This is a genomic window from Pseudomonas chlororaphis (genome assembly GCF_001921865.1).
Taxonomy (GTDB): domain Bacteria; phylum Pseudomonadota; class Gammaproteobacteria; order Pseudomonadales; family Pseudomonadaceae; genus Aquipseudomonas; species Aquipseudomonas chlororaphis_D.
In genome coordinates, this window is record NZ_MSCT01000020.1 from 415,623 (window position 1) to 439,919 (window position 24,297).

At 59.8% G+C, this 24,297-nt stretch carries 23 protein-coding genes, 2 tRNA genes and 1 rRNA gene; 8 read left to right on the forward strand and 18 right to left on the reverse strand.

Annotated elements, in window-relative coordinates:
• Positions 1 to 169 precede the first annotated feature (169 nt).
• From BTN82_RS24935 to BTN82_RS24980, 9 genes are all read right to left on the reverse strand, one after another.
• Positions 170 to 245, reverse strand: a tRNA-Ala gene (locus tag BTN82_RS24935).
• A 10-nt stretch (positions 246 to 255) separates the two neighbouring features.
• Positions 256 to 332 (reverse strand) — tRNA-Ile (locus BTN82_RS24940).
• A gap of 123 nt (positions 333 to 455) precedes the next feature.
• Positions 456 to 1,992 (reverse strand): 16S ribosomal RNA (locus tag BTN82_RS24945).
• 544 nt (positions 1,993 to 2,536) lie between these two features.
• Positions 2,537 to 3,157 (reverse strand): protein-methionine-sulfoxide reductase heme-binding subunit MsrQ, encoded by a 621-nt coding sequence (gene msrQ / locus BTN82_RS24955; RefSeq protein WP_075121733.1) that lies wholly within the window; start codon positions 3,155 to 3,157, stop codon positions 2,537 to 2,539.
• On the reverse strand, positions 3,157 to 4,170 hold the full coding sequence (gene msrP / locus BTN82_RS24960; protein ID WP_075121734.1) for a protein-methionine-sulfoxide reductase catalytic subunit MsrP: 1,014 nt from the start codon (positions 4,168 to 4,170) through the stop codon (positions 3,157 to 3,159). Before msrP ends, msrQ begins: the two co-directional genes overlap by 1 nt.
• Before the next feature lie 63 nt (positions 4,171 to 4,233).
• Positions 4,234 to 5,091: a CDP-diacylglycerol--serine O-phosphatidyltransferase gene (gene pssA, locus BTN82_RS24965; protein ID WP_044465078.1), complete on the reverse strand. Its 858-nt coding sequence runs from the start codon at positions 5,089 to 5,091 to the stop codon at positions 4,234 to 4,236.
• Between the two features lie 144 nt (positions 5,092 to 5,235).
• Complete coding sequence (gene ilvC / locus BTN82_RS24970; protein WP_003228216.1) at positions 5,236 to 6,252, reverse strand: ketol-acid reductoisomerase; 1,017 nt, start codon at positions 6,250 to 6,252, stop codon at positions 5,236 to 5,238.
• Positions 6,253 to 6,297: 45 nt separating this feature from the next.
• On the reverse strand, positions 6,298 to 6,789 hold the full coding sequence (gene ilvN, locus BTN82_RS24975; protein WP_016964842.1) for an acetolactate synthase small subunit: 492 nt from the start codon (positions 6,787 to 6,789) through the stop codon (positions 6,298 to 6,300).
• Positions 6,790 to 6,791: 2 nt separating this feature from the next.
• On the reverse strand, positions 6,792 to 8,516 hold the full coding sequence (locus tag BTN82_RS24980; RefSeq protein WP_075122015.1) for an acetolactate synthase 3 large subunit: 1,725 nt from the start codon (positions 8,514 to 8,516) through the stop codon (positions 6,792 to 6,794).
• 403 nt (positions 8,517 to 8,919) lie between these two features.
• Between BTN82_RS24980 and BTN82_RS24985 the strand changes: the two genes are divergently transcribed.
• Positions 8,920 to 9,342, forward strand: a complete 423-nt coding sequence (locus BTN82_RS24985) for a DUF4124 domain-containing protein (protein WP_075121735.1) — start codon at positions 8,920 to 8,922, stop codon at positions 9,340 to 9,342.
• An 18-nt stretch (positions 9,343 to 9,360) separates the two neighbouring features.
• On the opposite strand, the gene BTN82_RS24990 is transcribed toward BTN82_RS24985, so the two are convergent.
• The 3 genes from BTN82_RS24990 to mrcB are packed head-to-tail and all read right to left on the reverse strand — an operon-like array spanning position 9,361 to position 12,768.
• Positions 9,361 to 9,696 carry a YqcC family protein gene (locus BTN82_RS24990; RefSeq protein WP_075121736.1) on the reverse strand — a complete coding sequence of 112 codons (336 nt, stop codon included), beginning with the start codon at positions 9,694 to 9,696 and terminating at the stop codon, positions 9,361 to 9,363.
• Entirely contained in the window at positions 9,696 to 10,427 is a 732-nt protein-coding gene (locus tag BTN82_RS24995; RefSeq protein WP_075121737.1) for a tetratricopeptide repeat protein, read from the reverse strand. The genes BTN82_RS24990 and BTN82_RS24995 overlap by 1 nt, the downstream gene beginning before the upstream one ends.
• 16 nt (positions 10,428 to 10,443) lie before the next feature.
• Positions 10,444 to 12,768: a penicillin-binding protein 1B gene (gene mrcB, locus BTN82_RS25000; RefSeq protein ID WP_075121738.1), complete on the reverse strand. Its 2,325-nt coding sequence runs from the start codon at positions 12,766 to 12,768 to the stop codon at positions 10,444 to 10,446.
• Positions 12,769 to 12,885: 117 nt separating this feature from the next.
• Between mrcB and BTN82_RS25005 the strand changes: the two genes are divergently transcribed.
• The 4 genes from BTN82_RS25005 (at position 12,886) to BTN82_RS25020 (ending at position 16,176) form a co-directional block, all read left to right on the forward strand.
• The gene (locus tag BTN82_RS25005) at positions 12,886 to 14,442 is read left to right on the forward strand and encodes an AAA family ATPase (protein WP_075121739.1); all 1,557 of its coding nucleotides are present in this window, start codon (positions 12,886 to 12,888) and stop codon (positions 14,440 to 14,442) included.
• 91 nt (positions 14,443 to 14,533) lie between these two features.
• Positions 14,534 to 14,878 carry a pentapeptide repeat-containing protein gene (locus BTN82_RS25010; RefSeq protein ID WP_075121740.1) on the forward strand — a complete coding sequence of 115 codons (345 nt, stop codon included), beginning with the start codon at positions 14,534 to 14,536 and terminating at the stop codon, positions 14,876 to 14,878.
• Between the two features lie 209 nt (positions 14,879 to 15,087).
• Positions 15,088 to 15,360 carry a TfoX/Sxy family protein gene (locus BTN82_RS25015; protein WP_003228231.1) on the forward strand — a complete coding sequence of 91 codons (273 nt, stop codon included), beginning with the start codon at positions 15,088 to 15,090 and terminating at the stop codon, positions 15,358 to 15,360.
• A 15-nt stretch (positions 15,361 to 15,375) separates the two neighbouring features.
• Positions 15,376 to 16,176 (forward strand): Crp/Fnr family transcriptional regulator, encoded by an 801-nt coding sequence (locus tag BTN82_RS25020; protein WP_075121741.1) that lies wholly within the window; start codon positions 15,376 to 15,378, stop codon positions 16,174 to 16,176.
• Between the two features lie 243 nt (positions 16,177 to 16,419).
• On the opposite strand, the gene BTN82_RS25025 is transcribed toward BTN82_RS25020, so the two are convergent.
• Genes BTN82_RS25025 through BTN82_RS25040 form a run of 4 tightly spaced genes read right to left on the reverse strand, consistent with a single transcriptional unit; the run spans position 16,420 to position 19,993 of the window.
• On the reverse strand, positions 16,420 to 17,283 hold the full coding sequence (locus BTN82_RS25025; RefSeq protein WP_075121742.1) for a ChaN family lipoprotein: 864 nt from the start codon (positions 17,281 to 17,283) through the stop codon (positions 16,420 to 16,422).
• 21 nt (positions 17,284 to 17,304) lie between these two features.
• Complete coding sequence (locus tag BTN82_RS25030) at positions 17,305 to 18,072, reverse strand: heme ABC transporter ATP-binding protein (RefSeq protein ID WP_075121743.1); 768 nt, start codon at positions 18,070 to 18,072, stop codon at positions 17,305 to 17,307.
• Positions 18,072 to 19,055, reverse strand: a complete 984-nt coding sequence (locus tag BTN82_RS25035; RefSeq protein WP_186828456.1) for a FecCD family ABC transporter permease — start codon at positions 19,053 to 19,055, stop codon at positions 18,072 to 18,074. The genes BTN82_RS25030 and BTN82_RS25035 overlap by 1 nt, the downstream gene beginning before the upstream one ends.
• Before the next feature lie 50 nt (positions 19,056 to 19,105).
• Positions 19,106 to 19,993, reverse strand: coding sequence for a hemin ABC transporter substrate-binding protein (locus tag BTN82_RS25040; RefSeq protein ID WP_075121745.1), 888 nt, complete (start codon positions 19,991 to 19,993; stop codon positions 19,106 to 19,108).
• Between the two features lie 214 nt (positions 19,994 to 20,207).
• Between BTN82_RS25040 and BTN82_RS25045 the strand changes: the two genes are divergently transcribed.
• Complete coding sequence (locus tag BTN82_RS25045) at positions 20,208 to 20,525, forward strand: Rieske (2Fe-2S) protein (protein ID WP_075121746.1); 318 nt, start codon at positions 20,208 to 20,210, stop codon at positions 20,523 to 20,525.
• Here BTN82_RS25045 and sfsA read toward each other — a convergent pair.
• Positions 20,522 to 21,235 (reverse strand): DNA/RNA nuclease SfsA, encoded by a 714-nt coding sequence (gene sfsA / locus BTN82_RS25050; RefSeq protein ID WP_075121747.1) that lies wholly within the window; start codon positions 21,233 to 21,235, stop codon positions 20,522 to 20,524. The two genes, BTN82_RS25045 and sfsA, sit on opposite strands and share 4 nt — an antisense overlap.
• The gene (locus tag BTN82_RS25055) at positions 21,235 to 22,407 is read right to left on the reverse strand and encodes a pyridoxal phosphate-dependent aminotransferase (protein ID WP_075121748.1); all 1,173 of its coding nucleotides are present in this window, start codon (positions 22,405 to 22,407) and stop codon (positions 21,235 to 21,237) included. Before BTN82_RS25055 ends, sfsA begins: the two co-directional genes overlap by 1 nt.
• A 337-nt stretch (positions 22,408 to 22,744) precedes the next feature.
• Between BTN82_RS25055 and dksA the strand changes: the two genes are divergently transcribed.
• Positions 22,745 to 23,185: an RNA polymerase-binding protein DksA gene (dksA, locus tag BTN82_RS25060; protein WP_044465094.1), complete on the forward strand. Its 441-nt coding sequence runs from the start codon at positions 22,745 to 22,747 to the stop codon at positions 23,183 to 23,185.
• A gap of 157 nt (positions 23,186 to 23,342) precedes the next feature.
• On the forward strand, positions 23,343 to 24,239 hold the full coding sequence (gluQRS, locus tag BTN82_RS25065; RefSeq protein ID WP_075121749.1) for a tRNA glutamyl-Q(34) synthetase GluQRS: 897 nt from the start codon (positions 23,343 to 23,345) through the stop codon (positions 24,237 to 24,239).
• Positions 24,240 to 24,297: the final 58 nt, after the last annotated feature.

The window sequence follows — 24,297 nt, forward strand, 5'->3', positions numbered from 1 at the left end:
TTAAAAGAGAACTCACAAATTTTACCTTAGCCTGATCCGTTACCAGTGAAAGTAACGTTCAGTCTATCTTTCTATCACATACCCAAATTTTTAAAGAACGATCTAATCAAAAGACTAGAAATCAACATTCAATTTGAATGCTCATTTCTAAGCTTTCCGAAGCAGTTTATGGTGGAGCCAAGCGGGATCGAACCGCTGACCTCCTGCGTGCAAGGCAGGCGCTCTCCCAGCTGAGCTATGGCCCCATAACAAAATTGGTGGGTCTGGGCAGATTCGAACTGCCGACCTCACCCTTATCAGGGGTGCGCTCTAACCAACTGAGCTACAGACCCAATTTCGAGCTTGTAACTGTTAGCTTGGAGCTATCAGCTTGGAGCTTAAAGCTGCTTCTATCGTCTTCTTCAATGAATCAAGCAATTCGTGTGGGAGCTTATGAAGCAGCTGATGTCGTCGATTAAGGAGGTGATCCAGCCGCAGGTTCCCCTACGGCTACCTTGTTACGACTTCACCCCAGTCATGAATCACACCGTGGTAACCGTCCTCCCGAAGGTTAGACTAGCTACTTCTGGTGCAACCCACTCCCATGGTGTGACGGGCGGTGTGTACAAGGCCCGGGAACGTATTCACCGCGACATTCTGATTCGCGATTACTAGCGATTCCGACTTCACGCAGTCGAGTTGCAGACTGCGATCCGGACTACGATCGGTTTTATGGGATTAGCTCCACCTCGCGGCTTGGCAACCCTTTGTACCGACCATTGTAGCACGTGTGTAGCCCAGGCCGTAAGGGCCATGATGACTTGACGTCATCCCCACCTTCCTCCGGTTTGTCACCGGCAGTCTCCTTAGAGTGCCCACCATTATGTGCTGGTAACTAAGGACAAGGGTTGCGCTCGTTACGGGACTTAACCCAACATCTCACGACACGAGCTGACGACAGCCATGCAGCACCTGTCTCAATGTTCCCGAAGGCACCAATCTATCTCTAGAAAGTTCATTGGATGTCAAGGCCTGGTAAGGTTCTTCGCGTTGCTTCGAATTAAACCACATGCTCCACCGCTTGTGCGGGCCCCCGTCAATTCATTTGAGTTTTAACCTTGCGGCCGTACTCCCCAGGCGGTCAACTTAATGCGTTAGCTGCGCCACTAAGAGCTCAAGGCTCCCAACGGCTAGTTGACATCGTTTACGGCGTGGACTACCAGGGTATCTAATCCTGTTTGCTCCCCACGCTTTCGCACCTCAGTGTCAGTATCAGTCCAGGTGGTCGCCTTCGCCACTGGTGTTCCTTCCTATATCTACGCATTTCACCGCTACACAGGAAATTCCACCACCCTCTACCATACTCTAGCTCGCCAGTTTTGGATGCAGTTCCCAGGTTGAGCCCGGGGATTTCACATCCAACTTAACGAACCACCTACGCGCGCTTTACGCCCAGTAATTCCGATTAACGCTTGCACCCTCTGTATTACCGCGGCTGCTGGCACAGAGTTAGCCGGTGCTTATTCTGTCGGTAACGTCAAAATACTCACGTATTAGGTAAGTACCCTTCCTCCCAACTTAAAGTGCTTTACAATCCGAAGACCTTCTTCACACACGCGGCATGGCTGGATCAGGCTTTCGCCCATTGTCCAATATTCCCCACTGCTGCCTCCCGTAGGAGTCTGGACCGTGTCTCAGTTCCAGTGTGACTGATCATCCTCTCAGACCAGTTACGGATCGTCGCCTTGGTGAGCCATTACCTCACCAACTAGCTAATCCGACCTAGGCTCATCTGATAGCGCAAGGCCCGAAGGTCCCCTGCTTTCTCCCGTAGGACGTATGCGGTATTAGCGTCCGTTTCCGAACGTTATCCCCCACTACCAGGCAGATTCCTAGGCATTACTCACCCGTCCGCCGCTCTCAAGAGAAGCAAGCTTCTCTCTACCGCTCGACTTGCATGTGTTAGGCCTGCCGCCAGCGTTCAATCTGAGCCATGATCAAACTCTTCAGTTCAAACATCTTTGGGTTTTGAGAAAACCCTAAACTTGGCTCAGCAATCGTTGGTTACATCTTTGATTTCTCGCGGAGTAACTTGTGATGCTGATAATCTTTCTGACTATCAGTCTGACTCCACAAGCACCCACACGAATTGCTTGATTCAGTTGTTAAAGAGCGGTTGGTTAAGTCTTTCGTCTCAACCGAGGCGCGCATTCTACAGCAGCCTCATTTGCTGTCAAGTGATTATTTTCAGAAGTTTTTGAAGATTTCCTCAACAACTTCAACCACTTGCGCTTCCGATCTCTCGTCAGCGGGAGGCGAATTCTACAGCGTTACACACTGTTGTCAACACCTCTTTTTCTCCGCTTTCGACCGAGACGATCGAATCGTTAACAAGGCGAAAACTGACTGCCTTATCAACTCCTTCGGGCTTCGATGAACTGAAGCGTAACCGCTGTCGAAAACCGTATAACTCGTTGAATATCAAGGAGTTTTCCGTTTCGACTGCGCCGGAAGTGGGGCGAATTATAGACCTCTGGAATCTGCCGTCAACCCCTAATTACGCTTTTGTTGCAGACGTTGTTCTTTTCATCGGTAACCGGGGTATCCGACGCATCACCGGCGGTATCCGCAGCAATAACAACAATGCGCCAATAGAAGCATAAACCGCCCACTCCTTAAGATCCGCCCGGACAATCCAGAGCATATGCAGCAGCCCCAACCCAAGAATGAGGTACGCCAGACGATGCAGTTTCTTCCAACGACTGCCGAGACGGCGCTGGCTGTATCGATTGGACGTCACTGCCAGGGTCAGTAATCCGAGGAACCCCAGGCTTCCTACAATAATGTAGGGTCGCTTACGCAACTCTACCCCCAGCTGGGACCAGTCGAGCCCAAGGATAAATATGGCGTAGGCGCTCAGATGCAGCACCACATAAGCAAAGCACCATAAACCAAGCTGCCGCCGTACCGCGATCCACCCTGCCCACCCCGTCAGTTTCTGCAAGGGCGTCATACTCAGTGTGATCAGCAGGAAAATCAGCGTACCCAAGCCCAATCGATCGACCAGCACCTTCCCTGGATCGGGCCCAAGAACTGAAGCCCACGCCTGGTACAACCAGAACAGAGGCCAGATAGCCGCAACGACAAAGACGCCAAGACGCCACAGTGGATAGCGCATCAATAGTTCTTCCGCAGATCCAGGCCCGTATATAAAGAAGCGACCTCATCCGCGTAGCCGTTGAACATTTGCGTTTCGCGCACATTCGGGCTGAACAGGCCGCTGGGCAAGCGGCGCTCGCGGGCTTGAGTCCAGCGAGGGTGGTCGACCGTGGGATTCACATTCGCGTAAAAACCGTACTCATTGGCGGCAATGCTTTGCCAGGTGGTTTTCGGCTGCTCCTCTACCAGACTGATACGCACGATGGATTTGACGCTCTTGAAGCCATACTTCCATGGCACGACCAATCGCAACGGTGCACCGTTCTGATTAGGCAACTCACGGCCATACATCCCCACGGCAAGAATCGCCAACGGATGCATGGCTTCATCCAAACGCAAACCCTCCACATAAGGCCAATCGATCAGGGCAAAACCCGAGCGTTGCCCCGGCATGGTTTTTGGGTCCTGAAGCGTTTCAAAACGGATGTATTTGGCCTTCGATGTTGGCTCGACCTGCTTGAGCAGCTCGGAGATCGGGAATCCGATCCAGGGAATCACCATGGACCAGGCCTCGACACAACGCAGCCGATAAATCCGCTCCTCCAACTGATAAGGCTTCATGAAGTCTTCCAGCGCATAACGACCGGGCTTACCTACCTCCCCGTCCACCACCACACTCCACGGCTCGGTTTTCAACGTGCCGGCATTGGCGGCTGGGTCACCCTTGTCGGTACCGAACTCATAGAAGTTGTTGTAGTGGGTGGCATCCTTGAATGGTGTGATCGCCTCGTCCTTGACGTTAACCGCCTGCCATTTGGTTCCCGGAAGCTTCTGTGCAAACCATCCCGGCGCCTTGCCCGGCTCGACATCAGGATAACGACCAGGCTCTTCGGCACTGGCCCAACGCGGCAGGCTGCCGACCGCAAGACTGGCAACGGCCCCGCCCAACAGGCTACGGCGAGAGAAATAGAAGGATTCAGGCGTGACGTCCGACTCTTTGCAATCAGACGACTTGGGGATTTTGATCAACATGGCAACTCCGCAGCATTGGAGGACTGATGCACCAATAGACTGCGGAGTATGGGGGAAATTACATTAAGGCAACGTTTTGCGTCGGCGAAGATGCAGCAAGTATTGCACCGGACCGGAGGCGGCATAGGCGAGGAATACCAACAACAGGATTCGCGGTGGATCGCTGAACACCACGGCAAAAACCAGCACCACTGCCAGGATCGCCACAAATGGCACACGCCCTTTGAGATCCAGCTCCTTGAAGCTGTTGTACTTGATATTGCTGACCATCAACATGCCGGCTGCCGCCACCATCAGCGCCACCAGGAACGACATTTTCGAACCCTGGATACCGTAATCGCTGAATGCCCAGACAATACCGGCCACCACACCCGCCGCCGCCGGACTGGCCAGGCCGATGAAATAACGCTTGTCGGCCGTTCCAACCTGGGTATTGAAACGAGCCAGGCGCAAAGCCGCACCAGCGACATAAATGAAGGCCACCATCCAGCCGACCTTGCCCATGTCACCCAGCGCCCAACCGAATGCCAGCAACGCAGGAGCAACACCGAAGGCAACCATGTCGGACAGCGAATCATACTCAGCGCCGAACGCACTTTGCGTGTTGGTCATGCGGGCTACACGCCCGTCCAGGCCATCGAGCACCATTGCGACAAAGATCGCGATGGCCGCGAACGCAAAATACTTGCTCGCCCCCGCCGCATCGCCAGCGCTCAATGCACTCTGGGCGCTCATGGAATTGATGATCGAGTAGAAACCAGCGAACAGGTTCGCGGTGGTGAAGAGGTTCGGCAACAGATAGATACCACGATGCCGGACTTTACGGCCTTCAGCGTCATGCCCTTCTTCGACATGCTCATCGATGGGTAGCAGGCTTTCGGCGTCAGAGGCCTGGTTTGGCTCTTCGGGACGTTCGCTCATGGACATTACCTTGCAACGGTGTGAAAAGTTTCGACGATACCCAGGGCAGGATTCAGCCACAAAGGATCCCGCTTTATACCAGAACCTGTCTATCCAAACGAAAAAACGCGGCCTAAGCCGCGTTTTCCCTGACAAGAACCGAACTTAGTTCTTGGCTTTGTCGACGATCTTGTTGGCACCGATCCACGGCATCATCGAGCGCAGTTGCTCGCCGATGATTTCGATACCGTGAGCGGCGTTGTTACGACGCTTGGCGGTCATCGAAGGGTAGCCGGTAGCACCTTCGCTGATGAACATCTTGGCGTACTCGCCGTCCTGAATGCGTTTCAGGGCGTTGCGCATGGCCTGACGGGATTCGGCGTTGATCACTTCCGGACCGGTCACGTACTCACCGTACTCAGCGTTGTTGGAGATCGAGTAGTTCATGTTGGCGATACCGCCTTCGTACATGAGGTCAACGATCAGCTTCAGCTCGTGCAAGCACTCGAAGTAGGCCATTTCCGGCGCGTAGCCAGCTTCGACCAGGGTTTCAAAACCGGCTTTGACCAGCTCCACGGTACCGCCGCACAGAACAGCCTGCTCGCCGAACAGGTCGGTTTCAGTCTCGTCCTTGAAGGTGGTTTCGATGATGCCGGTACGACCGCCGCCCACACCGGCCGCGTAGGACAGAGCAACGTTCTTGGCGTTGCCGGAAGCGTCCTGGTAGATCGCGATCAGGTCAGGAATACCGCCGCCTTTGACGAACTCGGAACGCACGGTGTGGCCCGGAGCTTTCGGCGCGATCATGATCACGTCGAGGTCGGCGCGCGGAACAACCTGGTTGTAGTGGATCGCGAAGCCATGGGAGAAGGCCAGAGTGGCGCCCTTCTTGATGTTCGGCTCGATTTCGTTCTTGTACAACGAAGACTGGAACTCGTCTGGAGTCAGGATCATGACCAGGTCGGCAGCAGCAACAGCGCTGGCAACGTCGGTCACTTTCAGGCCATGGGCTTCGGCCTTGGCAACGGTAGCCGAACCTTTACGCAGGCCAACAGTCACGTCAACGCCGGAGTCTTTCAGGTTGCACGCTTGAGCGTGGCCCTGGGAACCGTAACCGATGATGGCGACTTTCTTGCCCTGGATGATCGAGAGATCGCAGTCTTTATCGTAGAAAACTTTCATGAATTTCCCCTATATCAGGCCGTTCCGGCCATTCGCTAATTTGAGTTAGATGCTGAGTACTTTATCGCCACGGGCAATGCCGGTGACGCCACTGCGTACGGTTTCCAGAATCGAAGCGGTGCCGATCGACTGGATGAAACTGTCGAGCTTGTCGCTGGTGCCGGTCAATTGAACGGTATACACGCTAGCGCTGACGTCGACGATCTGCCCACGGTAAATATCGGTGGTGCGCTTGACCTCGGCGCGCTGGGCGCCAGTGGCCTTGATCTTGACCAGCATCAGTTCGCGTTCGATGTGAGCGCTTTCCGAGAGGTCGACCAGCTTGACCACCTCGATCAACTTGTTCAGGTTTTTGGTGATCTGCTCAATGATCTCATCATGGCCAACAGTGGTCAGCGTCAGGCGCGACAGGGTCGGGTCTTCGGTCGGGGCCACGGTCAGGCTTTCGATGTTGTAGTTACGCTGCGAAAACAGACCCACCACACGAGACAAGGCGCCCGGTTCGTTTTCCAGAAGCAAGGAGATAATGTGCCGCATGATTAAGTACGCTCCGTCTTGCTCAGCCACATATCGCGCATGGAGCCGTCTTTGATCTGCATCGGATAGACGTGCTCGCTGGTATCGACCTGGATGTCGAGGAACACCAGACGATCCTTCATGGCGAACGCCTCTTCCATCTTCGGCTTCAGATCCTTCAGATCCGTGATGCGCATGCCCACGTGCCCATAGGCTTCGACCAGCTTGACGAAATCAGGCAGCGATTCCATGTAGGAATGCGAGTGACGACTGCCGTAGCTCATGTCCTGCCACTGACGCACCATACCCAACACGCCGTTGTTCAGGTTGATGATCTTGACCGGCAGGTCGTACTGCAGGCAGGTAGACAGCTCCTGGATGTTCATCTGGATGCTGCCCTCGCCCGTCACGCAAGCGACATCGCTATCGGGGAAGCTCAGCTTGACGCCCATGGCCGCAGGAAAACCGAAGCCCATCGTGCCCAGGCCACCGGAGTTGATCCAGCGATTGGGCTTGTTGAACTTGTAGTACTGCGCCGCGAACATCTGGTGCTGCCCCACGTCGGAAGTCACAAAGGCATCGCCCTTGGTCACTTCGCACAGGGTCTCGATCACGGTCTGTGGTTTGATGATGCTGCCGTCGCCCTTGTTGTAAGGGAACAGGCCGCGATCGCCGCGCCACTCGTCGATCTGCTTCCACCAGCTGGCGACGGTGTCCTTGTTCGGGGTTTCGCCGATTTCCTTGAGGGCCGCGACCATTTCGGTCAGGACGCTCTCGACCGGGCCGACGATAGGCACGTCGGCCTTGATGGTTTTGGAGATGGAGGCCGGATCGATATCGACATGGATGATCTTGGCATTCGGGCAGAACTTCGGTGCACCGTTGATAACCCGGTCATCGAAACGCGCGCCAACTGCCAGGATCACATCGGCATGGTGCATGGTCAGGTTGGCGGTGTAGCTGCCGTGCATGCCGAGCATGCCGACAAACTGCCGATCAGTGCCCGGATAGGCGCCCAACCCCATCAAGGTGTTGGTGACCGGCAGATTGAGCATCTGCGCCAACTCGGTCAGCGGCGCGGAGCCACCACCGAGAATCACGCCGCCGCCTGCGTACAGCACAGGACGCTTGGCCGCCAGGAGCATTTCTGCCGCCTTGCGGATCTGCCCGGAGTGACCGCGAACAGCCGGGCTGTAGGAGCGCAGCTTCGCTTTTTTAGGGAAAACGTATTCGAACTTTTCAGCCGGGTTGGTCATATCCTTGGGGATATCGACCACCACTGGCCCCGGACGACCGGATTGCGCCAGGTAGAACGCCTTCTTCATGACCTCCGGGATTTCCGAAGCGTGCTTGACCATGAAGCTGTGCTTCACGATCGGCCGGGAGATACCGATCATGTCGGTTTCCTGGAACGCATCGGTACCGACCATGGTGCTAGGCACCTGACCGGAGATGATCACCATTGGGATGGAGTCCATATAGGCAGTGGCGATACCGGTGATGGCATTGGTCGCGCCAGGGCCGGAAGTCACCAGAACCACGCCGGCTTTGCCGGTGGCACGGGCATAGCCATCAGCCATATGGGTAGCCGCTTGCTCGTGACGAACCAGAATGTGGGTCACTTCCGGTTCTTTGAACAGGGCATCGTAAACATGAAGGAGAGCACCACCCGGGTACCCATAGATATATTTGACGCCTTCGTCGCGCAAAAAGCGGACGAGCATCTCACCGCCAGATAAAAGCTCCACGTTGTTCACCTCTAAAACGCCAGAATACCGCCCTCTTGAAAGGGGACGGGTCTTAATAGGTTTACTTCTCAGCAGAGCATGAGCGACGGTGGTCGCCGACTACGTCAGCACTGACTGAGCAAGTATTGGGAGTGCCCCAAGTGTTGCGGGGTTTTCCCACCCAGCGCGAGGTAACGCGTTGCGGGTGTAGCAGGTCGGCGCGGATGTGCGCCTCATGTTCTACCGAGTGGGTCTGCTTCTGGCAGTCCCTCTACAGCGGACTTTGGATTCTTCTGTTTCGCCCTCTGCAAGTCAAGACGTCAATGTGCCTAATTCGAACTAAGCGCATGAGAACGCAAGAAAAAACCTCTAAACAGCGAGTGTCTACGCTCCAATTGCGCAATCGCGGATAAGGAATTCATAAATGCGAACCATCGCCATCGCCGCAGGCCTGTTATTCGCCTTGAACCTTCCGGTCGAGGCCGGGCAGATTTACACATGGGTCGACGCCCAGGGCGTCACTCATTTCGAGGCCCAGCCGCCTCGGGATGCGGCCAGTACCGCCCTCACCCTGCCAAAGACCGCGAGAGCCACCAGCAGTACGTCAGCGCCTGCCCAACCGGACCCTCGACAACAACTCGCGGACACCCAGGTCAAGCAACAGCTCGCCAGGCAGGAGGCGCAACGCAGGAGCTTTTGCGAACAGGCACGGAGCAACCTGGCGCAACTGCAGAACAACCCGCACCTGAGTGAAAACGTAGAGGGAGGAGTGCGCCGCCTGAACGAAGAACAGCGTCAGCAGCGCATCACGGAAACACGCAAGGCACTGGAGAACCACTGCCACTAGGTAGCAGCTCCCCAGGGTTTAGCGGGTGGCGACTATCAGTTGATCGAACTCTTTGAGCAGAACCTGCAACTGACGATCGCGGCCCTGCATCACTCGTCCGGCAAACACCACCTCGGCCATTTCCTGGATGCCCGAAGCGCTGGGCAGAGGCAGATTCTGCTCAAGAATCTCCTTCATCCGCGGCAGGAAAATCCACTGCAGCCATTGCTCGAACTCCAGGGTATCCACGGCAAAAGGCTCGACGCTGGCCAGTGCTGTAGCACTCGGCGGAGTGTCGTCCCACAGCGCCTGCAGGCGTAACTCACGCTCGATCAGCAGCAACTGTTCGGCAATTTTCGGAAAACGCGCGTCCATCACAGCGAGACCTTGGCTTTCTGCCGGGCTTGAGCCGCGCCGGCGGCATCGCCCTGCTTCTCACGTGCCTGGGCGATCAACCCCCACAGGCTGGCCTGCAGATCCGGGCGACCGTTGGCGAAACTCAGGCCGCGACGAGCGAACTGCTCGGCCTGCGGAGCATCGCCCTGGGCCATACGCACCTGGGCCAGGCGATACAGCACCTGCGGTTCGCGCGGGGCAACGCGCTGAGCGCGCTCGAGGCTGGAGGACGCACCGTTCAGATCGCCACTAGCCTGTTGCTGCTGAGCCGTGGTCAACAGGGCCAGCACCGGGCCGTCCAGTTGCTCGTCGGCAGATAAACCGCCGGCGCTGGCCGAAGGAACACCGCTCGGCGTCGGCGGCAGGCTGTAGTTGCCCTGGTTGATCGGCGCAGGCTGGATCGGCGAAGTGTCGATAGGCCCAGGCGTGATCGGCCCTGGGGTGATGGGGGCACTGCTGATCGGCGCGGCAGTCGCTGCAGCACCGCCCGGCACCATCACCACCACACCCGAGTCCTGCGGAATGCTTTGAGTCTGCGCTTGCGCCGGACGCTTGATGGTCGTCTGGCGGAAACCGCCATTGGCCGAAATCCGCTCGCCATTGGACACGGCAGTGCCGGAATCCACCACAGGAATCGAGCCACGCTGCACGCTGGCGCAACCGTTGAGCAAAGCCAGAGCTGTAATAGCTGGAATCCACCACTTGTTCACGTCAAACCCTCTTTGCTTAATTCATCCAGCCCTTGACCCAATCCATCACCGACTCGCCGGACGCCGGGCTTTCGCCACCGCATGCCGGACCGGGAGGAGGTTCGCTGCCGCGAATATACGGCATCTGTACCGCGCCCGGACAGTTGGCATCGGAGCCTTGCCCGGTGCGCGAGTCGACCCACGCCTGGACCACATTATCCGGTTGCGGCATGTCCAGCGGCAGCGGGTCGGCCTTGCGCATGAAGCTGGTCCAGACCTGCAGCGCGCCGGTGGCGCCGGTGAACGGTGTCTTGCCATTGTCATCGCGGCCCAGCCAGACCACCGCCAGCAGGTCCTGGCTGAAACCGGCGAACCAACTGTCGCGGGAATCGTTACTGGTACCGGTCTTGCCCGCCAGCGCCAGGGAACGCGGCAACACGTTATAGACCGAGCTGCCCGTACCTTCGCGCATCACTCGCTGCATCGCGCTCTGGATCAGGTAGATCGAACCCGGATCGAAACGCTGCTGGATCTGGAACGGATAACGCTTGAGCGGTTCACCCTCGGCGGTCAGCACGCTGCGGATCCCGCGCATCGGCGTGTTGAAACCGCCGTTGGCCAGGGTCTGGTACATGGTGGCGACTTCCATCGGGCTCAAGCCCCCCGCCCCCAACAGCATCGAAGGGAACGCCGGGAATTCGCGGGTGACACCAAGGCGGCCCAGGGTCTTCAGCACATTCGGCACACCGACTTCCAGCCCGAGGCGCGCGGTCGACAGGTTATAAGAGTGAGCCAACCCCTGATAAAGGAAGACCGTACCGTGGGAGCGGCGGTCATAGTTCTGGGGCTTCCACACCTGTCCGTCGCCACCTTTCACCGAGAACGCCTCGTCGGAGAGCCAACTGGTCAAGGTGTACTGGCTAGGTTTCTCCAGCGCGGTGAGATAGACCGCCGGCTTGACCAGCGAGCCGATCGGCCGCACCGCATCCAGCGCACGGTTGAAACCGGCAAAACCGGCCTGGCGACTGCCGATCATGGCCTGGACTTCGCCGGTTTCCGGGTTGGTCACCACCATTGCCGCCTCGACTTCGTCCGCCCCCTTGCGGCCGGCCAGGCGCTTGAAGGTATCGCCGACCGACGCTTCGGCCTTCATCTGCAGGATCGGGTCAAAACTGGTGAAGATACGCAGGCCTTCCTCGGTCAAGTCTTCGTCGCGGTAGTCTTCGCGCAACTGACGTTTTACCAAGTCCAGGAAGCCCGGGAACGAGCTGTCTGCCAGGCTGCCGCGCTTGGTCACGCCCAGAGGCATTTTCTTCGCCGCCTCGACCTGCTCCGGCGTTGCCACGCCCTGTTGCGCCAGCAGATCGAGGACCAGGTTACGCCGCTCGAGCGCACGCTCCGGGTAACGGCGCGGATTGTAGTAGGACGGCCCCTTGACCATGCCCACCAGCAAGGCGACCTGATGCAACTTCAGCTCGGCCAATGGCTGGCTGAAGAAGAACTGGCTGGCCAAACCAAAACCATGCACGGCGCGCTGGCCGTCCTGGCCGATAAACACCTCGTTGAGGTACGCCTCGAGGATCTCACGCTTGTCGTAATGCAACTCCAGCAACAACGCCATCATCGCCTCGGTGAGCTTGCGGCTCAGGCTGCGTTCGTTGGTGAGGTAGAAGTTCTTGACCAGCTGTTGAGTCAGGGTACTGCCGCCCTGGCGCATCTGCCCCGACGAGGTATTGACCCAGACCGCCCGGGCGATCGACTTGGGCGACACGCCGAAATGGCTATAGAAGTCCCGATCCTCGACCGCCACCAGGGTTTCCAGCAGATAAGGCGGCACCTGATCGATCTTGATCAGGATCCGGTCCTCGAGGTTCTTCGGATACAGGCCGCCGATCAGCAGCGGCTCCAGCCGTACCACAGCCAGTTTCGCGCCTTTGCTGCCTGACAGCTCGGCCACGTAGTCGCCGGAAAAACGCACCCGCACCGGCTGAGCCTGTTCCATGCCCTCATAGAACTGGAAACCGCGGGTATTGAGATCCACGGTATTGCCATTGACCGAGGCGGCGCCTGGGCCGTTGACCGCACTTTCACGGCGATAGCCCAAGGCGTCGAGTTCAGTGAGGAAGTCTTCCTTGCTGAGCTTTTGCCCGACGAACAGCTCCAGCGGGCGCGCATAGACCTTGGCCGGGATGGTCCAGCGCTTGCCGGAGAACTTCTCCTGGACCACGGCATCGAGATAAACCGCAAAGCCGGCGAGCACCACCAGGCCGACCAGGCCGAGCTTCAGGGCCCAGCCCAGCCAGGGGCGCAGGCCACCAGACGGAGGTTTTTTAGCGGAACGGGGGGATCGGGTACGAGTCATGGCGGCGGATTATACGCACTTTATTCATAGTCAACAGGAGCCGCCCGAGGTTTGCGTTAGCCCCACCAGCCGCCATAATGACGCCCTTGAATTTTCCCCGACTCTGAAGGATCGCCTGTGAGCCAGTCCCTGATCGCCGCCCTGCAAAACCCGGCCCTCTACCCGCATCCCGTAGACGGATTCCAGGTCATCGAGACCCATATTTCCTGGGTCCTGCTCACCGGTTCCTATGCCTACAAGCTGAAGAAGCCGGTCAACTTCGGCTTTCTCGATTTCACCAGCCTTGAAGCTCGCGGGCACTTCTGCGGCGAAGAGCTGCGCCTCAACCAGCGCCTGACCGATGATTTGTATCTGGACGTGTTGCCGATCACTGGCAGCGCCGAAGCACCACAGATTGGCGGCGACGGCCCAGTCATCGAATACGCGCTGAAAATGCGCCAGTTCCCGCAAAGCCAACTACTCAGCACCTTGCAAACCAACGGCGAACTGACCACCACGCACATCGACGAGATGGCCCGGCAGATTGCCCGATTCCACCTCGATGCTCCACGGGTACCAGCGGCACACGAGGCAGGCACCCCGGAAAGCGTGATGGCGCCGGTACGCCAGAACTTCGAGCAGATCCGTCCGTTCCTCAGCGACAAGGCCGACCTGCAACAGCTCGAAGCGCTGCAAGCCTGGGCCGAAAGCAGCTTCGAACGCCTCAAGCCGCTGTTCGCCCAGCGCAAGGCCGAAGGTTTCATCCGCGAATGCCATGGCGATATTCACCTGGGTAACGCGACGATCATCGATGGCAGCGTGGTGATCTTCGACTGCATCGAGTTCAACGAGCCATTCCGCTTCACCGACGTCTACGCCGATACCGGCTTCCTCGCCATGGACCTGGAAGACCGCGGCCTGAAATCCCTGGCCCGCCGCTTCATCAGCCAGTACCTGGAACAGACCGGCGACTATCAGGGCCTGGAACTGTTGAATTTCTATAAAGCCTATCGCGCCCTGGTCCGCGCCAAGGTCAGCCTGTTCAGCATGCCGGCCGACGCCTCCCCCGTGCAGCGCGCGACGACCCTGCGCCAGTACCGCAACTACGCCAACCTGGCAGAAAGCTACAGCACCATTCCGTCACGTTTCCTGGCCATTACCTCGGGCGTTTCCGCCGTTGGCAAAAGCCATGTGGCGATGCGCCTGGTGGAAGCCCTGGGCGCCGTGCGCCTGCGTTCCGACGTCGAGCGCAAGCGTCTGTTCGGCGAGCAGAAGGTGCAGAACGACCCGAACGTCGGCATTTATAACGCCCAGGCCAACTCCGCGACCTATGACCGCCTGCACGAGATTGCCGGAATCGTCCTGCGCGCCGGCTTCCCGGTGGTCATCGATGCGACCTACCTCAAGCGCGAGCAGCGCGATGCCGCGGCCAAGGTCGCCGAAGCGACCGGTACTCCCAGCCTGATCGTCGATTGCAATGCGCCGCAGGCCGTGATCGCCAGCTGGCTGGCGCAACGTCAGGCCGACCGCAATGACCCATCGGACGCGACCCTGGCCGTGATCGAGCAGCAGCAAGCCCATCGCGAAGCCTTGAGCGCCGAAGAGATCCTGCGCAGCAAGCGTGTCGAGACCAATGAAAGCGGGAGCCTCGACGCCCTGGTCGCGAACATTCGGCAGCGTCTCCCAGGCTTGTAATCAACTATTTCAGCTGTGAAACCGCAAAGGTTTCACGGCTGAAAAATAGTGGCACTATACTGGCGTCATAATTCCAGCAGGTGACGCCCCCATGAGTCAGCCCACACTTCTCGATACCCCCCTTTACGCTTTGCTGCACAAAGACGACATCGACGGCTTCAATCGGGAGCGCCCGAAAGACCAGACAGTCGACATGCGCGGCGGTGATTTCCGTGGCCTCGACCTGCGCGAGCTGAACGCCGACGGCGTCGATTTCACCGACGCCTATTTCCGCTCTGCGGACCTGCGCGGTCTCGACTTGCGCAACTCCGCCATGGAAGGCGCCAGCCTGGCCCACGCACAGATCTCCGGCGCCTATTTCCCGCCCGAACTGACGGCCGATGAAATCCTGATGTCCGTCAATTTCGGTACCCGCCTGCGCTACCGTACCAAGTAAGCGCTCCGTTGCCCCGAGGTCCGGCGCCCTCCGCCTTACGCTGGACTTGGCTTTTCCCCTCCCCCTTCTTCTCTGCTTCTGACATGAGTTCCTCTGTCGCCTTAGAAGCTTTTGCGCCAAAACCGACCAAAGAACAGCGCATTTCCTACTGAGCGCTACACTCCTTTGAGACTTGCCCACGCACCATTCGGCCGTCGCAAGGAGGCTTGATGAATGATGAACTGCAACACCTGAAGAACCTTGGCAAGACGTCGGCACAGTGGCTGCATGCGGTGGGCATCCATAGCGCTTCGGACTTGCGTCGCCTGGGGGCAGTGGATGCCTATCGGGCGGTGCGTACCCGGGGGTTTCGGGCCTCGAAGGTACTGTTGTATGCCATCGAAGGCGCATTGATGGATGTGCACTGGAATGACATTCCGGCAGAACGCAAAGACGCGCTCAATAAACAGCTGGAAGCCATTTCTTCACGCCACAAGAACTGACTTGGCAGACTCTTTATGTACTTACTGGGGGAACAGCCGGCTTACGCCGACGCCTTGACCAATCGACTGCAAAGCATCCCGCTCCGCCTGCTCGAAGGCCTGGCGCCATCCGGCGAGGCGTTGGCAGTCGCTCCTTCCCGGGACCTCACAAGCACGCTCGCCGACAACCAGCTGTTTCTGCTCGACAGCGGCCAGGTACAGGCCAGCGTCGATGAGCGCCCGCTGTTTTATCTGCATCAGGGCGACTTGCTCGGGCTGCGTCGCGGCGTGGAGCTGCCGCGTTGGCAGCTCAGCAGTGACCAGCCCTTGAGCCTGATCCCCTATCAGCGCTCGGCGGTGTTCCAGCACGTATATGCCGACGAACAGCGCTCGGAACTGTTCCTGCAGTACCTGATCGGGCAGACCGCCCTGCTGTCCGATGCCATTGCCCGCCTCAAACAACCCGAGTTGCGTAACAGCAACGGCTTTCAACGCGTAGCCACAGGCGAGGTGCTGATACGCCAGGGCGACGACGCCGATCATGTGTTTGTGATTATCGAAGGACACGCCGAAGCGTTTGTCGACGGGCATAAGGTCGGTGATGTGCCCAAGGACGAGATCTTTGGCGCAATGGCCATTTTCACTGGGGAAAAACGCAACGCCAGCGTGATTGCCAGCGAACCATGCACCCTGATGCTGATTCCCAGGAATCAGTTTCTCAGCTTGACCCAGAGCGACCCGCGTATCACCCAGAGCTTGATCGAAAGCATGGCGCGGCGAATCGATCTGTTGAACAAGGAAGTCAGCCGCCTGCATACCCTGAGCAGCAATCTTTAAGCCCCTGCCTACAGGCAATCCAAACGAGCGTTTGGCGATTTTCAAAGAAACAGGAAAAACCTTGTTGACTTGGAAATGAGAATCGTTATGATTATCACAACTGGTCGCGAGATCAGTCGATAACCTGGAAGACCAGTGGTTCGGACTCTCAGATTATCTCCTCATCAGGCTAATCACGGTTATTTGACCCGGCTCTTGCCGGGTCTTTTTTTGCCCGTAAAAAGTGTTCTATTGGCTATCTGACTAGCGGCGCATCTCGGCGCAATAATCCTTATCCGCCAACCGCGCGCCGTACCATGCATAGTCCGCGCTTTGCGCCGGCACGGGGGTGCCCTTCTGCGCCAACATCAAGACCAGGGTAGTGCTCGACGGCGCAAGATCCGACAGATGAACAGGTACTCCGACATCCTTGCGTGCGTGAAAGGCCCCAGCGAACAGTAACGCCGGTGTCGGCGCCGCCAGCAAGCGCTCGGCCATGCGCCGGTCACGCTGCTGCTGAACCGCCAGCATCGCCGGCATCTGGCTTTCGGGCAGCAAGCCACAATGCGAGTCACGGATCTGCTGCAACAACGCCTTGCGTACCGACGCGGCACTCGAGTGCTCGCCGCTCAATACAGGCGCCTGACGATAGATAGCGCGAACTTCAAAAGCATCCAGGTTGGCGGCCAACAGTGGATAAGGCTGGAACAACGCATAGCGCACCACAGGCCCGTACAACGCCCAGTCCCAACCCGGCTCCCAGGCCAGCGCCGCTGGCAGGTCCTCCGGCAACCCCTGCGCCACCCTGTGCAGACGGATCGAATCGACTTTCGGCTGCTGAACCGGGGTCAGCATCTCCAACAGCAGGCTGCCTTGCCCCCGTTGAGTCGCCATGGCCTGCAGCAACCACAGCTGCAAGGCATGGTGCTCGGGATGGTCATGCTGCTCGCCGACAATGACGCGTGGCGCCTTGGCCAGGCGCACGACCAACTCCTCAGGCGTCAGGACCTTGCCACTGCGCAGATCCTGGATCGTCCCGCGCTCCTGCAGAACGGGCAGCACGGGCATCACCGCCGTGCCCTGGCAGGCTGCCACTAACAACAGAGCCAGGATCAATAGCACACGCATTCAGCCTCTCCGCGAACCGCCTCAGCGGGCGATGATCAAGGGGTGTCCGCGCTCGGGATGGACCTGCACCAAGACCTCCAGGCCGAACACCGCCTTGAGCGGTTCGGGGCGCAACACCTGCGCCGGGCTGTCCAGCGAATGGGCGCGCCCACCCTCGAGCAGCAACAGGCGATCACAATATCGCGCGGCAAGGTTCAGATCATGCAGGATCACCAGGACTGCGACCCCGCGGTCGGCAAACGCACGGATGGCCTGCAAGGTGACGTGCTGGTGCAGCGGGTCGAGGGCCGAGGTCGGTTCGTCGAGCAACAGGGTCTGGCCGACCGCGCCCGGCCATAGTTGCGCCAACACCCGAGCCAGGTGCACGCGCTGACGTTCGCCACCCGACAAGGCCACATAGTTGCGGCCGTGCAAATGCCCGGCATCCGCGGCATGCAGGGCCTGCATGACAATCTCGTCGTCCCGCACCCGGCCGCTCTGATAAGGCAGGCGTCCCAGGCCGACGACTTCCTCGACCCGAAAGGCAAACTCCAGCGTCGAGCTCTGCGGCAGCACTGCCAACCGTTGCGCTTTCTGGCCGCCGTCCCACCGAGGGAGTTCGCGCTCATCGAGCCGGACTTGGCCCTGATCGGCCTTCAGCTCACCGCACAAGGCCGCCAGCAAGGTGCTTTTACCGGCGCCATTGGGGCCCAGCACGCCCAGCACTTCACCTGGCTTGAGTTCGAGGTCGATGCCCTCCAGCACGGTTTTCCTGCCCCGGCGCACCGTCAGGTTTTCTGCTCGCAGCATCAGGCGCGCCCTCGCAACAACAAAAACAGAAAGAATGGCGCGCCGATAAAGGCGGTCACGATGCCAATGGGCAGCTCCGCCGGCGCCAGCGCCAGACGCGCGACCAGATCCGCCAGCAACAGCAGGCTGGCCCCGGCCAGTATCGACGCCGGCAACAGGGTACGGTGATCCGGGCCCGCCAGCAGGCGCACCAGATGAGGCACCACCAGCCCGACAAAACCAATCAGCCCGGCAGCCGCCACCGCCGCTCCGACACCCAACGCCGTACAGAACACCAGTTCGCGCTTCAACCGTTCGACATCGATCCCCAGATGACCGGCTTCCGACTCACCCAGCAGCAGGGCATTCAAGGCCCTGGCCCGGCGCGGCAGCCACAACGCGACGACGGCGCTGATCAGCAGCAGCGGCCACAATCTCGAATAACTGGCACCGTTGAGGCTGCCCAGGTTCCAGAATGTCAGGGTGCGCAAGGTCGCGTCATCGGCCAGGTAGGTGAACAGACCGACCGCCGAACTGGCCAGGGCGGTCAGGGCGATCCCGGCAAGCAGCATGGTCGCCACATGGGTCTGGCCGTTGCGCCGCCCCAGGCGATAGACCAGCGCCGCGACCACCAGGCCACCGAGAAAGGCACACAGCGACAGCAGATAGGGGGCGAACGCTTCCGGCACCCCGCCAAACAGCGAGCCACCGACGATGGCGAACGCCGCCCCCAGGGCCGCGCCGCTGGAGACGCCCACTAGGCCCGGGTCGGCCAATGGGTTGCGAAACAACCCCTGCATGGCCACGCCGGACAAGGCCAGCACACCGCCCACCGCCAGGCCCAATAAGGTCCGCGGCAGGCGAATCTGCCCGAGGATCAGCTCGGCCTGTTCCAGCCCCTGCCCCTCAATGGGCAAGCCCAGCAAGCGCAGGAAGGCCCGCAGGGTATCGAGCAACGGCAGGCTGACCGGTCCGAGCGCCAAGGACAACCAGATCGCCAACAGGCACAACAGGCTCAGGCCGATGAACAACGTACGGGGTTTGAGCAAAGGGGTCATTGGGCGGAGCTGGCCTGGCCCGATTCAGCGGGATAGAAACCGGCCGACAGGGTTTTCAGGTTCTGTGGCAAACGCGGCCCCAGGCCTCCTACCAGCAAGGTCGGATCGATCTCGAAGACTCGCCCGGCCTTGGCCGCGCCACTGGAGGCCAGGATCGGGTTTTCCTTGAACAACGCGGCGCGGGCCGCATCGCCGCTCAGGCTGCGATCGGCAAATACCAGCACGTCGGGGTTCAGCTCCGCCAATACCTCCACAGAAAAGGGCTTGTAACCTGTGTGCGTGGCAAGATTGCGCCCGCCGGCCTGCTGCAACAGCCAGTCGGCGGCCGTGCCCTTGCCGGCGATCAACGGTTTGCCGCCTGCGTGCCCGAGCAACAGCAGTACACCTGGCGCAGCCTGTTTTTTCCGCGCCAGGCTGATCCAGGCCTGCTGTTGCTCCAGTTGCTGTTTATAGTGCTCGAACAGCTGTGCAGCCTGATCTTCCTTGCCCAGCAGCTTGCCCAGATGCTGCAGGTTGCCCTGCAAGGTCGGCAGGTCGGCCTGGGCCGAGAACAACTCAACCTGGACCCCGGCGCTACGCACCTGCGAAATGACCGGCGGCGGCCCCATCTCCTCGGTGCCCACCAGAATTTGTGGACGCAGGCTGAGGATGCCCTCCGCCGACAACTGACGCTGGTAACCGATGCTCGGCAAGCTCTTCAGGGATTCGGGATGCTGGCTGGTGGTGTCGACCCCAACCAGCCTGGACTCGGCCCCCAACGCGCTCACCCATTCGGACAAGGCGCCGCCGGCGCTCACCCAGCGTTGCGGTAACTCGGCGGCAGCAGCGGCATGGCTGGCCAAAAGTCCGACACAGAGCGCAATTGCGCGGGCACTCGAACGCATAAGAGCATTTCCTTCAGAGAGTGAGCCCGCGGAAGCCGCCGTACATGTGACATGCCCTGCAACCCAGGCATCGAAATGAGCAAGCGCCCGACAGGCGAAGCGGCCATTTGATAATTGTTTGCATTTGACCGTCAAGCACAGACATGTTTCACCAAGCGCCCGGAAGAAAACTGTGACAGCCTGAGCCCAGAGCCGTCGGCCACTGAGGATAGACATGAAATTTCTTTGCGCCTCTGGCGATCTGCCGGAGGCTACCAGCCGAGGTTTTCACCTTGAAGGCCAGCCGTTGTTCGCCGTGCGGCGCGCCCATCAAGCGTATGTCTACGCCAACCGCTGCCCCCATCGCGGGGTCGCGCTGGAGTGGCAGCCCGATCAATTTCTCGATCAAAGCGCCAGCCTGATTCAGTGCGCGACCCACGGCGCGCTGTTTCTGATCGAAAACGGCGAATGCGTGGCCGGCCCCTGCGCCGGGGAATCCCTGACGGCCATCCCCTGCCGGGAAGACAGCCAGGGCATCTGGGTCCAGCTTTAGCCGTTGAGCAGCACGTCCAGGCGCCGATCGATACGGACTTCCTCGGCGGTCAAACGCACCCCGTAAGCCAGCACCTCGACCCCGCAAGCCACGGCCTCGCGCAGCGCCGCGGCATAACCGGGATCGATCTCCTCGGCCGGTCGTACCGCGTCGATACCCGACAGGTTGACGCAATACAACTGCACCGCCCGCACCCCGTCTCGCGCCAGGCAGGCCAGCTCCCGCAGGTGCTTGGCCCCACGTTGGGTCACCGCGTCCGGAAACGCCGCGACGGCGGAACCGTCGAAGCCCAGGGTCACGCTCTTGACCTCGACGAACGCCGGGCCGTCCGGGTAGTCCAGGCGAAAATCGATACGGCTGTTTTCCTGGCCGTAAGGCACTTCCCGCTTGAGCGCGGTGAAACCGCTCAACTCGGCGATCAGCCCCGCCCGCAACGCCTCTTCCACCAGGGCGTTGGCCCGGGCGGTGTTGACGCAGGCCAGCCGCCCCTGGGGCGTCTCGCTGATTTCCCAGGTCCCGGGCAACTTGCGCTTGGGGTCATTGGAGCGGCTGAACCAGACCTGCCCGCCTTCGACCATGCAATTGAACATGGAGCCGGTGTTGGGGCAGTGAATGGTCAGCAACTCGCCGTCGCGGGTCTCGATATCAGCGAGAAACCGCTTGTAGCGCCGTAGCAGGCGACCTTCTTCGAGGGGAGGATGAAAACGCATCAGCCTTGCCAACTCCGCAAGCCACGGGCAATTCGCTCCACCGCTTCCTGCAGGCGCGGCAAGCTCTGGGTGTAGGCAAACCGCACATGGTGGCCGGCCTGATGGCGACCGAAGTCCAGCCCCGGAGTGAAAGCGATGTGCTCGTTTTCAAGGAAGTGTCGGCAGAAGGCAAAGGCATCGCCGCCAAAGGCACTGATGTCCGCATACAGATAGAACGCCCCTTCCGGCTCGACCGCGATGCCGAACCCCAGCTCGCGCAGGGCGGGCAGGAGGAAGTCGCGACGACGCTGAAATTCGTTGCGACGCTCCTCGAGAATGCTGATGGTCTGCGGCTCGAAGCAGGCCAGCGCAGCGTATTGCGCCATGCTCGGGGCACTGATGTAGAGGTTCTGCGCCAGCTTCTCCAGCTCGCCGACCGCCGCCTGCGGCGCCACCAGCCAACCCAGGCGCCAGCCGGTCATGCCGAAATACTTGGAGAAGCTGTTGAGGACAAAGGCACTGTCATCGACCTCCAGAACACTGGCGGCATCACTGCCGTAAGTCAGGCCGTGGTAGATCTCGTCCACCACCAGGTGCCCGTTACGCGCCTTCACCGCCGTCGACAGTCCGGCCAGCTCGTCGCGGGTCAGCAAGGTGCCGGTAGGGTTGGCCGGCGACGCCACCAGGGCACCGACGCTGTCCTGGTCCCAATAACGCTCCACCAGGTCTGGGGTCAGTTGATACCGCACGTCCGGCCCGACCGGCACCAATTGCGCCGCGCCTTCCACCAGCCGCAGGAAATGCCGGTTGCAGGGATAACCCGGGTCAGCCAGCAACCAGTGCTTGCCTGGATCGACCAGCAAGCTGCTGGCCAGCAGCAATGCCCCGGAACCGCCGGGAGTGATCATGATGCGCTCGGGGTCGACCTCCAGCCCGTAGCGCTGCTTATAGAAGCCGGCAATGGCCGTGCGCAGCTCGGGAATCCCCCGCGCGGCGGTGTAGCGGGTCTTGCCCGCAGCCAGCGCGGCCTGACCGGCCTTGATGATCGGCTCAGCCGTGGTGAAATCCGGTTCACCGATTTCCAGGTGAATCACATCGTGCCCGGCGGCTTGCAGCTCATTGGCACGGGCCAGCAGGGCCATCACATGGAAAGGTTCGATAGCGCGGCTGCGCGCACTGTAGGGCTGAGCCATTAGCCTTCCTTCATTGAAGTGAGCAAAAAACCGATTCTACCCAACCCCGCGGACAAGAGAGAGCCCAAAGCCCTCAAGCCCGACCCTCCTGTTCGTTCAAAGAAGAACGGCACCCGGCCCAGGCTTGGCTAAAATCATTAATTGACCAGGCCCCCAAACTGACCAGGCCAGGCGGCATCGACCTTTGCGAGCAGCGCCGGACGCGGGCTCGACAACCGGGAGTAGCGCCGCCCGATTTGATCTGGTAAGTTCGCCCGCTTGCAGTCGCAGGGCCGGCATGTGCCGGTGATGGAGCAATCCTGCGCAATGGATTACATGAGTAGAGGCGGTCCATTTCATGCCCACCCAAGCAAAGCAACAGAATCAATCGATCAGCGGCTTCGAGCCTTATGTTGAATCCGCGGGCGAAGAGTACATGGGCAAGCCCATGCGCGAGCACTTCACCAAGATCCTGAACAAGTGGAAACAGGACTTGATGCAGGAAGTCGACCGCACTGTTGATCACATGAAAGACGAAGCAGCCAACTTCCCCGACCCGGCCGACCGTGCCAGCCAGGAAGAAGAATTCAGCCTTGAACTGCGTGCCCGTGATCGCGAGCGCAAACTGATCAAGAAGATCGACAAGACGCTGCAACTGATCGAAGACGAAGAATACGGCTGGTGCGAATCCTGCGGCGTCGAGATCGGTATTCGCCGCCTGGAAGCCCGCCCTACTGCCGACATGTGCGTAGACTGCAAGACCCTGGCGGAAATCAAGGAAAAGCAAGTCGGCAAGTAATAGCTGGCCTGAACGAAGAACGGAGCGTGCGAACGCTCCGTTTTTGTTTCTGACGCCTCATCCCTGTAGAAGCGAAGCTTGCTCGCGATGACGATTTCAAGAACGCGATCGCGAGCAAGCTCGCGCCTACAAGACCAGACCCAGTAATCTCCTCGCCATGACCGCCTCCCCTAGCTCGTCCTACATCGGGCGTTTCGCCCCAACCCCCAGCGGACACTTGCATTTCGGCTCGCTGGTCGCCGCCCTGGCTTCCTATCTCGATGCCCGTGCCGTCGGCGGCCGCTGGCTGGTGCGTATGGAAGACCTCGATCCGCCCAGGGAAGAACCCGGCGCCCAGGCTGCGATCCTCAAGGCGCTGGAAAGCTACGGCTTCGAGTGGGACGGCGAGATGGTCCGCCAGAGCGATCGGCACGCGGCCTACGCCGAAGTTCTCAACCGCCTGTTCAGCCAGGGCCTGGCCTACGCCTGCACCTGCTCGCGCAAACAGCTGGAGCCCTATCACGGCATTTATCCGGGCTTGTGCCGCAATGCCGGCCACCCTCAGGAGGATGCGGCCATCCGCTTGCGCGTGCCGGAGCTGGACTATCGCTTCACCGATCGGGTCCAGGGCGAGTTCCGTCAGCACCTGGGTCGGGATGTCGGCGACTTCGTGATCCGTCGCCGCGATGGTCTGTATGCCTATCAACTGGCGGTGGTACTCGACGATGCCTGGCAAGGCGTGACCGATATCGTGCGCGGCGCCGACCTGCTCGACTCCACACCGCGCCAGCTGTACCTGCAGGAGCTGCTCGGCCTGCCGCAACCGCGCTATCTACACGTACCGCTGATCACTCAGCCCGACGGGCACAAACTGGGAAAATCCTACCGTTCCCCGCCCTTGGCCGCTGACCAGGCCACCCCTCTGTTACTGCGGGCCCTGCGCGCCCTCGGACAGAAGACCGACAGCGCCCTGCTCCACGCCAGCCCGCAGGAAGTGCTGCGTTGGGGCATCGAACACTGGGATGCTTTACTGATCCCACGGACATTGAGCATGCCCGAAGCGCAAATACACTGACGCCCCTTGCAGGTTGGCGCCCATCCGTTACCATCGCCGCACGTTTTCGGGCACGCAC